The organism is Paenibacillus sp. MZ04-78.2, from assembly GCF_024213375.1.
Taxonomy (GTDB): domain Bacteria; phylum Bacillota; class Bacilli; order Paenibacillales; family NBRC-103111; genus Paenibacillus_G.
The window spans coordinates 1-13,640 of record NZ_JANAVJ010000069.1; the positions used below are offsets into that span (position 1 = coordinate 1).

Annotated in this window: 13 protein-coding genes; 12 read left to right on the plus strand and 1 reads right to left on the minus strand. The window is 48.8% G+C overall.

Annotated elements, in window-relative coordinates:
* The first annotated feature begins 102 nt into the window (after nt 1-102).
* From NLX71_RS25070 to NLX71_RS25120, 12 genes are all read left to right on the plus strand, one after another.
* Nucleotides 103-813, plus strand: coding sequence for an ABC transporter permease (locus tag NLX71_RS25070; protein ID WP_254366506.1), 711 nt, complete (start codon nt 103-105; stop codon nt 811-813).
* A 149-nt stretch (nt 814-962) separates the two neighbouring features.
* Nucleotides 963-3,245: a preprotein translocase subunit SecA gene (locus tag NLX71_RS25075; RefSeq protein ID WP_254366507.1), complete on the plus strand. Its 2,283-nt coding sequence runs from the start codon at nt 963-965 to the stop codon at nt 3,243-3,245.
* A gap of 599 nt (nt 3,246-3,844) precedes the next feature.
* Nucleotides 3,845-4,177: a hypothetical protein gene (locus tag NLX71_RS25080; RefSeq protein WP_254366508.1), complete on the plus strand. Its 333-nt coding sequence runs from the start codon at nt 3,845-3,847 to the stop codon at nt 4,175-4,177.
* Between the two features lie 53 nt (nt 4,178-4,230).
* Nucleotides 4,231-4,818, plus strand: coding sequence for a DUF4291 domain-containing protein (locus NLX71_RS25085; protein WP_254366509.1), 588 nt, complete (start codon nt 4,231-4,233; stop codon nt 4,816-4,818).
* A 935-nt stretch (nt 4,819-5,753) separates the two neighbouring features.
* Nucleotides 5,754-6,650: a decaprenyl-phosphate phosphoribosyltransferase gene (locus tag NLX71_RS25090; protein WP_254366515.1), complete on the plus strand. Its 897-nt coding sequence runs from the start codon at nt 5,754-5,756 to the stop codon at nt 6,648-6,650.
* Nucleotides 6,651-6,682: 32 nt separating this feature from the next.
* Nucleotides 6,683-7,039, plus strand: a complete 357-nt coding sequence (locus tag NLX71_RS25095; RefSeq protein WP_254366510.1) for an SMR family transporter — start codon at nt 6,683-6,685, stop codon at nt 7,037-7,039.
* Nucleotides 7,029-8,780, plus strand: a complete 1,752-nt coding sequence (locus tag NLX71_RS25100) for a hypothetical protein (RefSeq protein WP_254366511.1) — start codon at nt 7,029-7,031, stop codon at nt 8,778-8,780. The genes NLX71_RS25095 and NLX71_RS25100 overlap by 11 nt, the downstream gene beginning before the upstream one ends.
* A gap of 3 nt (nt 8,781-8,783) precedes the next feature.
* Nucleotides 8,784-9,185, plus strand: a complete 402-nt coding sequence (locus NLX71_RS25105) for a divergent PAP2 family protein (protein WP_302058443.1) — start codon at nt 8,784-8,786, stop codon at nt 9,183-9,185.
* A 299-nt stretch (nt 9,186-9,484) separates the two neighbouring features.
* The gene (locus tag NLX71_RS25110; RefSeq protein ID WP_254366512.1) at nt 9,485-10,393 is read left to right on the plus strand and encodes a serine hydrolase domain-containing protein; all 909 of its coding nucleotides are present in this window, start codon (nt 9,485-9,487) and stop codon (nt 10,391-10,393) included.
* 123 nt (nt 10,394-10,516) lie between these two features.
* A complete protein-coding gene (locus tag NLX71_RS26730; RefSeq protein ID WP_302058444.1) occupies nt 10,517-10,639 on the plus strand; it encodes a hypothetical protein in 123 nt (40 codons plus the stop codon).
* A gap of 83 nt (nt 10,640-10,722) precedes the next feature.
* Nucleotides 10,723-11,943 carry a leucine-rich repeat domain-containing protein gene (locus tag NLX71_RS25115; RefSeq protein ID WP_254366513.1) on the plus strand — a complete coding sequence of 407 codons (1,221 nt, stop codon included), beginning with the start codon at nt 10,723-10,725 and terminating at the stop codon, nt 11,941-11,943.
* A 391-nt stretch (nt 11,944-12,334) separates the two neighbouring features.
* Nucleotides 12,335-13,042, plus strand: coding sequence for a DNA alkylation repair protein (locus tag NLX71_RS25120; RefSeq protein ID WP_254366514.1), 708 nt, complete (start codon nt 12,335-12,337; stop codon nt 13,040-13,042).
* 140 nt (nt 13,043-13,182) lie between these two features.
* Here NLX71_RS25120 and NLX71_RS27200 read toward each other — a convergent pair whose 3' ends face one another.
* Entirely contained in the window at nt 13,183-13,554 is a 372-nt protein-coding gene (locus NLX71_RS27200) for a GNAT family N-acetyltransferase (protein WP_375377965.1), read from the minus strand.
* Nucleotides 13,555-13,640: the final 86 nt, after the last annotated feature.

Sequence of the window (13,640 nt, forward strand, 5' to 3'; positions counted from 1 at the left end):
CAACCTCCCGTTCAAGATACCTTCATTTTCTCATGAGCTTGAGGTTCTTGAAAGGTGGTGAGTATTTGACGCTCACATTAAAATGACAGGAAGTGAGTTACTATGAGTATCTCATTAAAACGTGCTCGAGCGATATTTGTGAAGGATTACAAAGAGTTTTCACGCAATTATGCGATCTCTATTATGTTGATTTTTCCAATACTCTTAGCCTTCCTTTATAGAGGCCTGGGCATATCTTCGATTGGAGTTTTTGGTTTTCTTCTAAATTTTTTGTTTGCGTTTTTAACGAGCTTTGTACAAGCATGCTTGATTGCGGAAGAAAAGGAACGTAACACTTTACGATCGTTAATGATGACTCCAGCCACGGCCATGGATGTTTTAATTGGTAAAAGCGCTCTAGTCTTTGTCATGTCTGCTGTTGTTCTGGCTATTGTTACATATATATTTGGCTATGAGCCAGTTAGTATATGGACGTTTGTGGCAACAATCATTCTTTCGATTATTCTATACTCAGCCGTCGGGACGATATGTGGTTTATTCTCCAAGACGGTGCTTGAAACATCATTATTTATAATTCCTGTGGAGGCCGTATTCCTTGCGGCACCATTTGGAGTGTTACTAGCGAAAGATTTTCCGATCTTCAAAGTGCTGGAGTATGTACCAAGCAGTCAACTTGTGTATTTGCTAGGTACAAGCAATATAGGCTTTACGACGGGAGATTTATTAAAACCCTTCCTCATTACTTTGATATGGACGGTTGTATTAACGATTGTGTCTGTTGTTTTGTATAAACGACGGTTAAAGGATGAGTAGGAAAAAACCAGATCTACGAGTATTCGGCCGACGGCACGTTCCGGAGTGCGGATGGGATACGATTCCAAACCTCGCTATTGTTATAGAGTTTAATTCTGCTTTAGCCGCTATAGAATCGCGTATTTCTACCGAGGAGGAATCAAATTCCGATGAATTTAGCCGTCAAGTGGATGCGAGAATTCAAAGACCGCGATAACCGGCATAAGCTGAAAGGCTATCGGGACAAAGCGGAGCTCATCAGGAAACGGATTTTGGAAGCATGGGACGAAAAGCAGCTGCAAGCGGAATCTCTCCGGCTGAAAAAGGAAGCAAAATCGGGTACGCCTTTGGACGAGCTGCTTGTCGATGCCTATGCGCTAGTCTGCGAGGCAGCGAAGAGAACACTCGGATTACAGCCCTACGATGTCCAGATCATGGCTGCCATCGCTCTGCACGAGGGATTTTTGATCGAGCAGCATACCGGCGAAGGAAAAACGCTCTCAGCTGTTATGCCTGCCTATCTACATGCGCTAACCGGCGAAGGCGTTCATGTGCTGACTTTTAACGATTATTTGGCAAATCGAGATGCGGAGTGGATGGGCCCGATCTATCGTTTCCTCGGGTTAACGGTAAACTCGGTTCAAGCGGGCATGAGCCTGTCCGAGAAACGGGAAGCGTACGCCGCGGATATAACCTATGTTACGGCCAAAGAGGCAGGATTCGATTATTTGCGCGACACGATCGCACTAAACGAAGCCGATACCGTGCATTGTCCTTTCCACTACGTCATCGTCGACGAAGCGGATTCATTACTTCTCGACGAAGCGCGAGTGCCGCTAGTCATCGCCGGCGAGCCGGGCTCTTCCGGCAACGACGGCATTCGTTTCGCAGCAGTGGCTCGGCAGCTCAAGCAAGTAGAGCATTACGACTTCGACGAGTTCCAGCGGAACGTTTATTTGAATGAAGCAGGCTCTGCGAAAGCGGAGTCGCTGCTAGGATGCGGCAATTTGTACGAAAGCCATAACAGTTATTTGCTAATGTCGTTAAATTGCGCGCTGCATGCGGAATTGTTATTGAGGAAAGACGTCGATTACATCGTCCGGGACGGTAAAATTGAGCTGATCGACGAATATACCGGCCGCGTGGCGGAGAACAGGCATTTGCCGGACGGGCTGCAAGCCGCGCTTGCGGCCAAAGAAGGGCTACAGTCGAAAGCCGGCGGGAAAATTCTCGGGACGATCACCCTTCAACACTTCCTTAGCCTGTATCCGAAGATTTGCGGAATGACGGCTACCGCGCACGTTTCCGCAATGGAATTCGAAGATATTTATGAGCTGCAGGTCATGCAAATTCCGCCGAACCGGCCAAACATACGGATCGACCATCCGCACCGGATTTATACCCATAAAGAAGCCAAACTTAAGGCGCTTGCACAAGAAATCTCGTCCGTCCATGCGACGGGACGTCCAATTCTCATTGGTACGTCAAGCGTCGAGGAGTCTGACGCGCTGGCGGAGGCGCTAGCGGTTGCCGACGTACCTTGCCATGTTCTGAATGCGAAGAACGACGCAGAAGAGGCCGAGATCATCGCCAAAGCGGGAGAAATCGGCGCCGTGACGGTGTCTACGAATATGGCGGGACGCGGCGTCGACATTCGGCTCGGCGGCGGCAACCCCACGCAAGCAGAGGTTGTCGCCAAGCTGGGCGGGTTGTACGTGATTGGTACGCATATGCACCAAAGCGTGCGGATAGACGACCAACTGCGCGGGCGATCTGGCCGCCAAGGCGACCCGGGAGCTTCCGTATTTTTCGTAAGCTTGGAAGACGAGTTGATGCTTCGGTTCGGCATCGATAAAGCAATACGCAATCTTAGGCAGGATGAAGCTCTCGGAGAGTCGGTGCTTCACAACAAAATTGCGCATATTCAGCGCGTTATTATGGGCCAGAACTTCCATATCCGCCAGGAACTGAACCGTTATTCGGATATGGTGGAGGATCAGCGGCGTATTTTATACGAGGAGCGGCTTGGAATTTTGAAAGGCGAGACGCCGATGAGCCCTTCGGAGCAGCGGGTACGGCTTTATTATATCGACAAGTTCTGGGCTGACCATCTGGCATACGTTTCTTACATTCGCGAAAGCATCCATTTGACGAGCCTGACTAACCGCAATCCGATCGACGAATTTCATGTGCAAATCATCCAAGCATACGAGCAAATTCCGGCTAAAATAAATAGAGAGTCGGCGAATATGCTCGTAAAGCTCGGAGGTTCAAATGATCCGGCGAAGTGGGAAAAGTTCGGGCTGAAGAGCCCTACTTCCACTTGGACTTATACGATCAACGATCAATACATGGAGTACTTGCAGAATCCCAGCTCATGGACCCCAGGGACGATAATGGCTTATTGGTTGCGCGAGATGTTGAGGCCGGTATTCGGGTGGTCAAAATTTTGATCGGGACGAATACGAGCGAGTTGACCGCAGACCACACGTTCGCAGACCACGTTCGCGCCAGTACGTAGGGCACATGCTGACGGAACAAATACTGTACGACGGACAGCCGACGCTCGAAAGCCACAACACCACCAAAGGCCTATCTCCCGCAACCGTGAACATCCGGACTCGGACGCTCAAGCGGACGTTCGACAAGAAAGGTTTTCCGCTGGAGACCGTTGTCAGTTCACGCATCATTCTTCCTGCGGAGATCATAGAACTTGCGGACTGGAAGTTGCTTTTGAGGCCAGCAATGCCGCCGCGCTCCACACTTAGGCGGATTTTTCGCCGATAGACCCGTTAAGCTAAAGCGTATCACAAGTAGTGGCAAAGCGGAGAGTGGAATTGATGGTAGAGACTGCGATTCTGAATCTGTGGATTGGGGCTTGGGTATAACCATACTCGATACACGTGGAGTGCTGTGTGTTGCTGGTTTTTCATGGAGGGGTCGCGGAAAGTTGGACAAGTTGAGGTCATCAAGGTAGTGGGACTTTTTACGAATCCAGTAAAGTAATGAATGAAGACAGTGGATTACAGTGACTTGAAGGAGTTGAACTTCGATGATGAAAATCCAAGCGGACGCCATTACCTCTATAGATAACGAGGGTATAAAGTATATTTCCAATACGGGAAAGGAAGAAGAACTACGATTCGAACAATGCAACGAAAACTACAAGAAGCAACAACTGGGTAGAGAAGGCATGAAACAAGATGATATGTACGCTATAGGCAAAAGCAAATGCGTTGGGGTTAGGGATATAACTGCAAAGCCGCCCTATATTGGGCTATACAGCGAGCCGCGATGCAAGATCGAATTTGAATCCGAGGAAGAGTTCAGCATCTACAGGAATAAGATTCATGATTTTGGATGGACTACGCTGGATTTGAGTTAAACTATAATATGAGGAGTATTGGCTTGACGGAGACAAAATTTTAGGGAGACACCATGGAATATATAAAAGAGGTATTTGCACAATACGATAGACAATGTATTCGGGTTTATCAGGCTTATAATCCAATAATTGCAAAAGAAGCAGTTGCCTTACAGACTTTTGGCGAAAACTTTAACATCAATCGCATGACATGGATAAAACCTTCCTTTTTGTGGATGATGTATCGGTCTAATTGGGGAACAAAGAAAAATCAGGAATGCATTTTGGCTTTAGATGTATATGTGGAAAAATTTAACGAATTGTTGAGGAAAGCGGTGCTAACTTCACCAGACTCAATGATTTACAAAGGTTCAACTGAATGGGAAAAAGCATTTGAGGAAACAACAGTTTATTGCCAATGGGACCCCGATAGAAATGTGAATGGCAATTCCATAAATCGTGCAGCAATTCAAATCGGTCTAAAAGGAACCACTTTAAAAGAGTTTCTGGCCGATGGAATTTACCGCATTGAGGATTTGACACCGCTTGTGAAGAAATGGAATGCACAGCGAAAGCAGGGAAAACTAAACTCCAAAAATTTGCCAGTAGAAAGAATTTACCCTATTACAAGCAACGAAATTAGAAAAAGGCTGGATATGTGACAACAAGCTAAATAGTCCCGTTAAGCTGAGCCGTATATATTCGTGCTTTTCCAACAAATTGAACAAGAAAGAATTGTCGCAAGCAACGTGCTTATCATGATCTTGATTGCTGCGTTTTCGCTTTCCCCCGTCAGCTATGCCGACGGGGGTTTTCTTATTGCGCTAGTTGCCCGGACGCCTTACGAAGCTCGTTTGCCAGCCAATGAATATATTTGGCCTGCATTTTTGTATGCTTTGGCCGTACCACCTCCTCTATGGCTTTAGCTCGACCATTATGGTTGAACAATATTGAGACGCTGAGCGCCCAGTACCGGGTATGTGCAGTGGATTTTCTTGGCGATAATAATAAAAATGCCGCGTCCCGCCCCATATGATGCGGCTCGGGCCGTACTCCGGGCGCGGGCGCTCATACCGGATATCGAAGCGCATATCGTGCCTAACGCGGGTCACGGGCTTCCGCTTGAGAAACCGGATGAGGTAGGTGACTAGACTGTCACATTCAAGTCACTGTAACGTCACTTCGGGTAGATATACTAAATCCATACGTATGGAGTATGGAGGGTTCAGCATGGAGATTCTGAGGATCGAAATTAGCATAGATGCCTATGAACTTCTGTAAGGCGGGAAGAGAAACGCACGTGACAGATACGAAACGGAAAGCGAGACCGAAGCTGCTGGAGCTGGACATCGTCCGGGCCATCACCATTCTCGCGGTTGTGCTCATTCATTCGACGGCCGACCCCACGGTCGAGCTGCCGCCGGGCAGCGGCTCCCATGCGATGTATCTGACGCTCAACAAGCTTGCCAGTTTTGCGTGTCAAGCAGTGCTGTACCCGTATCTGGTCTGGTCGCTCTTTTATTACTTGTACGTACAACCAGTGGATTTTTGTAAGGAGGATGGATTGGACATGCATACACGAGGATCTTCCAGCTCGATGCAAGCTCATGACAAAAGTACCCCTATGCTGTGGGATACAATGAAACTGCTTATTATGCAGCTTAGGCCGAAGCAATGGACCAAAAACCTGCTCGTATTCAGCGCGCTCGTTTTTTCCATCGATAAATTCCAGATGTGGCATGTACAGGCTAACGTCGTAGCGTTTTTCTTATTTTGCTTCGTCTCCGGCTGCGTTTATATTGTAAACGACTTTATGGACCGGGAGGCGGACCGGAATCACCCGGAAAAGCGCAATCGTCCGATGGCTTCAGGCAGGCTGAACCCGGGGATCGCCTTAGGCTTTGGGAGTGTTCTCCTTGCCGTCTCGCTTGGCATCGCTTTTTACCAAAATATGCTGTTCGGCCTCCTGCTGCTGCTGTACTTCGCGATCAATGTCGCTTACTCGCTGAAGCTGAAGCATGTCGTTATCCTGGATTTGATGATTATCGCTTCCGGGTTCGTTCTGCGGGCGATCGGCGGTGGACTGGTGATCGGCAGCAGCTTTACACCGTGGTTCTTACTGTGTATCTTCCTGCTGTCCTTGTTTTTGGCTATTGGCAAGCGCAGGCACGAACTATTATTGCTGAAGCACAATAAAGGCACTCACCGGAAGGTGCTGGAGCATTATTCAGAACCGCTGCTCAATCAAATGTCCGGCATCGTCACGACACTTGCGATTATGAGTTATTCGCTGTTTACGTTCATGTCGGGGCACACGATTTACTTAATGTGGACCATTCCATTCGTGATCTACGGGATTTTCCGTTACTTGTACTTGATCCATGTTCTGGGCAAAGGCGGAAAGCCGGAAGCTATGCTGTTTGAGGATAAAGGGATTTTGACGGCAGTCGTGCTGTTCGGTCTTTCCGTCGTGATCATCCTGAGTTTAAGCTAGTCATTCTCGCGACCCGGAGGTATTCATACGACATGCACGCTTATTTCTATGTATTCTCGTCCGTCGCGCTCGGCGCGGTCGGACAAGTACTGATGAAGCTCGGCACGAACAAAGTGCCGCTTACGTCAGCCGAGCCGCTGCTGCGCAAGCTGATTATGATGTTCACGCAGCCCTACATACTTGGAGGCTTGACGTGTTACGCGTTATCAGCGGTGCTATGGATTTTTGCACTATCCCGTATGCAGCTGTCTCTAGCATACCCGATGGTAGCGGCAGGTTACGTCATCGTATTCATTATTTCCGTTCTGTTGTTTAAGGAGGCCATTACGATCCAGAAGGTCGGCGGCATGATGCTCATTATGGCAGGAGTGATTGTACTTGCAAAATAAAGGTTCAGCCCCAAGGAGAGGCCCGGCTTCGTTTTCGATTGATATGGCCCTGTACCTGCTTGGGTTCCTGGGACTTATGTACGGTTCCATCTTAACGATTCTTGTGATACGGATACCGCTTTCCCTCACGACCCTCATCTTGGCGAATTTGATCTGCGCATCGGCAATCGCCCTATGGATGTACAAAAAAGGAATGCTGCGAGCAAGCCTTCCAGCCATCATAACGACTGCCTTACTCGTTGGGGTTTCCGTGCTGAGCAACGCTATTATTCTTGATACTTCTTTTGACGGTCAAGGCTATCACCAATTGGCAAGCGCTAGCATCCGGAACGGCTGGAATCCGCTGTATGAGCCGGCTTTCGCTTCTTCCGTCTGGGTGGAGCACTATCCGAAAGCCGCTTGGTTCGTAGCGGCGGCGTTTTACACATATACCGGCATCATCGATACGGGAAAATCCATCAACTTGATTGTCCTGTTTGCGTCGTTTTTTGCGTCGTTTGCATACTTGCACTGGTTTTTGATAGCCAGGGAGGAGCAATCCGGGATCACAATGACGCCAATGCGGCGCTTTTATCGCTGGGCTCTTGCCGTACTGCTTGCTGCCTGCGCGGCCTTTAATCCGGTAACCATGGTCCAGCTGTTTTCGCATTACAATGACGGGCTGATCGGCAGCCTGCTGTTCGTTCTGATCAGTTCGTTAGCTTATGCGGCGGTAAGGGCCGACCGGAGGGTAATAGGGGCAGCCATGCTAAGCATTGTGTTCTTGCTGAACATTAAGTTCACCGCAGTTGCTTATGCAGCGCTGATTTGCCTGTTCTTCATTGTATATGTGGCGTTTACCCAAAAAGGCAGAACCGAAATGCGCCGCCCGAAGGCGGTACAGCTCTGGCAGGAGCTGTGGCGGAAGGGCAGTCGTGCCAAGCGAGCGATCCTGACACTTGGAGCGACCGGGATTTGTGCGATCGTGCTGATCGGGTTTAACCCTTACGTGTATAACACGATCAACAAGGGACATCCGCTGTATCCGCTGGCCGGCAAAGAGAAAATCGATATCATGACGGAGAATTCCCCGGCCGATTTCGTGGATAAGAACAGATTCGAGAAATTCCTGCGGTCGTATACAGCGATGACGGAGAACCCGCTAACTCCGGAGGAGTCACGCCCGACGCAATTTTGGCCGATCGATACCAAGGCATTTTTCAGAATAGAGTACGACACCCGTACGGCTGCCTTCGGACCTCTGACGCTGTGGCTGGTTACCGGCTCTCTGCTCGTATGGCTTGTTACGTTAGCGGCGGACCGTCGGCTCGGAGCGGCTGGAGGAATCGCCGTTTTCGCTTTGCTCCTTACCGTCTTTATTAACCCGGAAGCATGGTGGGCGAGATATGTACCCCAGCTATGGCTCGTGCCGCTTCTGATTGCTGCAATCGCGTCCATATCCAGGTGGTTTCCTGTGCGGGCCGCGGGCTTGCTGCTGCTGGCCGTGGCCTTGTACAATGCGGGCGGAGTCGGCGGAATCGGGGGAGGGCGTCAAATAGTCAAAAGTATGAGAGTTCAATCCCAATATGAGCATTTGCAAGCACCGATCGAAGTGCTGCCGAACGGTTTTTTATCGATTGAAAACCGTCTGCGCGAGTACGGAGTCAACTATGTGCTGATTACGGAGGAAAAGCTGTGCAAACAGCCAACACGGTTTATTTATACGCTAGGCTTATATTGTGAAGGAAAAGGGGAGAAGTAGCACTTGTACGCAATTGCGCCATTCATCGGCTGGCTTGTCGCTGGCGTCTTAAAATTTGCCATGAACCACCTCCGGTACGGCAACGCCAGAGAACGGATCGGGAATGGGGGATTCCCAAGCAATCATACGACGATTGTCACGACGACGACGATGCTGATCGGTTTTCGGGAAGGGTTTGACACCGCGATGTTCGGACTCGGGGCTGCGGTTACGTTCATCGTCATTATCGATGCGACGGGCTTGCGCCGCCATGTAGGACGACATGCCAGCTTGCTGAACGTACTGCGTTCGGACGGGGAGAAGCTCCGGGAGAGCATGGGGCATAATGCCATCGAGGTGCTCGGCGGGCTCGCGGTGGGAACGTTGGTCGGCTGGAGTCTCAGCCTGGTTGCCGGAGCAGCCTGACTGCTTGAAAGGAAGCCGGTGAAAGCTTGACCAGGAGGTCGGGCTTTTTTGCCGTTTATAGCGACAGCCGGCCCGGTCAACTCCGCAAGTTAATCAATCGATCCTTTGTATGTATATCCCTTATCTCCCCTTCGACCTGAAGAAAATTTTACGCGAAACCAAATGAACTGGAAAAAGCGATAGGGCAGCAATAAAAAGGGTAAATTCGCAAAATATCCTCAAGTTTCAAACTATGGAAGGAAACTCTCTGTCTTTGCAGAACGTATATTCCTGATAAATTATACGAGGAGTGATATTTTGTGAACTTACCTGTTCATCTTGAAAATGAAAAGTTTGAACCTATAACTGCCTATGTACAAGAGGTAAATAAGAACTTTGGATCATCTGCGGCGTCGGTGATGATCATACATAATAACCGAATCGTATTGGAACAGTATCACGGATTCCATCATCACAAAAAGGGGTCCCCTGCCGTATCAGATCAATCTCAGTTTAATATTTATTCAACAAGAAAAACTTATGTTTGCTTAGCAATGGCGATGGCTGCCTTGGAAAAAAACATTCCATTGACCACTCCCGTTCATAAAATCATCAATGAACTTGGAGAGAGGGAATTGGGACACCAGACGTTGAGTGACCTTGCAACTGCCACGGGACCTGAGTATTTTGGCGAGCAAAGGATAGAACGGGAAGGTGTGCAAGGCTTTGTGGTTAAAGCACTGACCGGGAAAGTTATATCCGAGTATCTCTACGAAAAAATCTTAAATCCTTTGGGGATGAAAGGGACGGAATGGGCTAGCATTCCCCATCAAAGTTTAGTTTGCGATTACACTTCATCAGATACCTTCGCTCTGGTTAGACTAGAGTCATCTGACGGGCATGAACGGAATCTGTATTCAAGTACGAGAGATTTGGCCGCTTGGGGATATTTGCATCTGAATAAAGGGACCATTCGTGGGACTCAGATTATTCCCAATAACTTGTTCAATCTTACTGAGGAATTAAAAGCACAATATCAAAACAAGCGCATACTCGGGTGGTATCATCAAAAAGATTGGTACTATGCTACCGGTGCAGCAGGATGTCACTGCGTAGTCCTACCTCAACATAACGCGGTTGGCATTCGAATGTTAAACAAATATACTAGCAATTACAAAGACGATCAAGTTGCATTTAACGGCTTGTTACTACAGTGCCTTTCCCAATAGACAAAAAAAGCTAATGGGCAGGATACTACGGCACATTTGAGGAGAAGCAACTTCTTTTGGCACAAATTGTTGCGAAGCTATTTTCCGCCCCGCCTATACTTGAATTCGAGAGGAGGGACTGAGATGGAGTGGCTGGAGCGGCTGAATCGGGCGATAGACTATATTGAAGCAAACCTGACTGGGGAGATCGAGTTAAGGGAAGCGGCACACATGGCCTGCTGTTCTGCACTTGCCGAAATGACTTGATATGTTGTTATTAAGGTCCAAAGTGCCGAGATGTGGGGACACATAAAGCAGTACGCAGGCATTGAGAAGAAAGGATGATAGAAATGCCAAACGATAACCAAGCTCGTCCTCCTGCTGGTTCTATTAGAGAAGCTGGTCGTTACCCCATCGACCTGACAGGTCCTCGTAGTCACGCTCTTGTTAGAAAGCTTGGTGTGGGCAGCCTCTCCATTGGACCGTCACAATTGGGCAAGAAGGCAGACCTTCACGTCGAGCCTGATGCGCACATCGATTGGACCGTATTTGAGGCCTTTGCCACGCCGGCGGGCTCGCCCTGGCCGCGATTTCTGCACTACACAGGCAGTGACGCAGGCTTCTTCGACTGGGCGCAGAAACGCCCCATTGAAGAGATGGCGTGGGTTCCGATCCTGTCTGCAGACACGGTGGCGGACGCCATCCAGTCCAACTTGCACGGCTTGTATATCGAGCTGGACCAGTCCGGGGGGCGTTTGCGCCTGAAGCTTCCGAAGCGGCAGGTCTTTGAATATTTCCGCCTGAGTGTGGCTGGCGATCTATCACGCTTCTCGGCCACTGGCGATATGCCATATTCTCTGACACTAGCGCCGCGCACCAGCCGACGCAAGAATGATGCTCCTTTCTTGCTACCCGACCTGGGTGAGTTGCATCAGGTGACGAGCCTGACGCTCCGGAACGCGCCGCTGGGACAGCCCATCTCGCTGGAGTGTCTAAACCGGTTCCCAAACCTTAACTCGCTGAATTTGTGGGGGAACTTCTGCGACTTAGACTTGTTGGCTCATCAGGCCCAGTTAACGAATCTGGAGCTGCGCTTCATGCCTGATCTGAGTGATTTGCCGCCCTTGAGCTCGTGGCCGTTGCTTGATAGTTTTATCGCCTACAACGTGGAAGAGATCGCGGGCAAGCGTCTAAGGCAGCAAATGAAAACACGCGCTAATACCCGCCCGTGGACCGACCATGCTTCAGTAAGCCAATTGCGCAAGCCAGAGTGGTGGACGACCGAGTTCGGCCGTCCGTTCTCGTCTTGGCCTAAACATCTGGCCAAGCTGGCTAACGAAGCTTACAACGTTGCACAGGCCACCTTGGCCCAGGCCCGCAGCTTTGCCGATGCCGAGGCAGCCATTACCGCCTTCACCGTGCGCTTTAATACCCTCAAAGGCATCGAAACCACTGAACGAGAAGACCTTGGTGAAGCGGTATGGCAACTAAGCCAGTCTGACCACCTGATCGGCCAGCCTATAACAGAGGAGATGGCTCAAAGCTGGTTCGATGCAGCGCGCGATTACTGAATGAAGTGATGTCCCACATCCGTAAGGGAGGAATTTGATAATCTGAGTGAGAATGAACGGGCACCAGAACAGGGGATAGTATGGAGGCTTCTAAAAGTTCTCGAAGATGTCATTAATGGTATTGACGACGAATCCTGCTACCTGAACATAACAGAAGAAGCCATTCCGGAATACGTCGGCGATCATCACATTGTGGCCGCGGCTTCAAGCGCTCAAGACTCTGTTGACAAGCTTATGGCTAGCGGGCTATGGAAAAATCTCGATGTCGTCAAAAACAACCATGTTTAGACAAAATTAAGCTGTCTTGGTCCTGATTTTATGGATTAAGACCGCTTTCACGTTAAGACGGCTTAATCACTAACGACAAACCAATAAAAAGGAAGTGCGGATCATGAATCTGGAAATGGTCATGCAAGAGCTTGAAGCTCTCGGCAAGGAACGCACCAAGAAGATATACCAAGCCAATGGCGCGCACGAACCACTTTTTGGTGTGGCTACCGGTGAAATGAAGCCCATCTTCAGGAAAATAAAACGCAATCAACCATTGGCCGAGCAGCTCTATGCTACGGGGAACTACGATGCTATGTACTTTGCCGGGGTGATTGCGGACCCTAATTCAATGTCTGAGGCGGATTTTGAACGGTGGATGGATAGAGCTTATTTTTTTATGCTATCGGATTATGTGGTAGCCGTAACTTTGGCAGAAACGGATATTGCGCAAGAAGTTTCCGATAAATGGATTGCAAGTGGTATTGAGCTAAAAATGTCGGCGGGCTGGAGCTGCTACTGCTGGCTGCTCGGGAATCGTCCGGACAGTGAATTTTCCGAAGAGAAAATTGCCGGTATGTTGGAACTTGTTAAAAATACAATTCATGATGCCCCTGAACGTACGAAATACGCGATGAACAATTTCATGTACACTGTGGGAGTGTCCTACCTGCCGCTCCATGATAAGGCGGTCGCGATTGCGAAGGAAGTAGGCCCGGTGGAAGTCAATCGCGGTACTGCAAAAAGCAAGTTTTTGAACGCTTCCGTTAATATTCAAAAGGCGGTAGATAAAGGGCAGCTTGGCTTCAAACGAAAATATGTAAGGTGTTAGTCAATAAATCATGAATGAATAAGACGCTCAAGAAGGCTGCCAAGACATTCTTGACACCCTTGAATTGTAATGAGTAAAGAAGGTTGGCCGTTAAGCGCCTATGCAAATTTTTCGCCGATAGCCCGGTTAAGCATTAATATTCACGCTTCACTTGATTTCTTCATTTCGGAACGTAAAATTGCGTATAGAAATGAATCGTGCCATTTTCCTTTGAAGAATCGATGTTCTCGTATGTGGCCTTCTTTACGCATGCCGATTTTCACCAAAACCCGAATAGAGCCCACATTGTTTGGTCTACAAGTCGCATAGATACGATGAAGATTCAGCTCATCAAACCCAAAGTTGAGCATTGCTTCAGCAGCCTCTGTAGCAAAACCCAATCCCCAATAGTCACGATTTATGCTATAACCAATTTCCCCTTGAGATCCGTCCCTTATTAAATTGCAAGCTCCGATTAATCCATTCGTTTCTTTAACGATAATCGCAAGAGTAAATTGATTTCTTGGATTAATGCTTTGTCCTCACGCCTGTTGATTAACCAGATACTGGTTTTTTGAGGTTTGACAAATAGACATGTTTTTCCAACACTTTGGTAGTG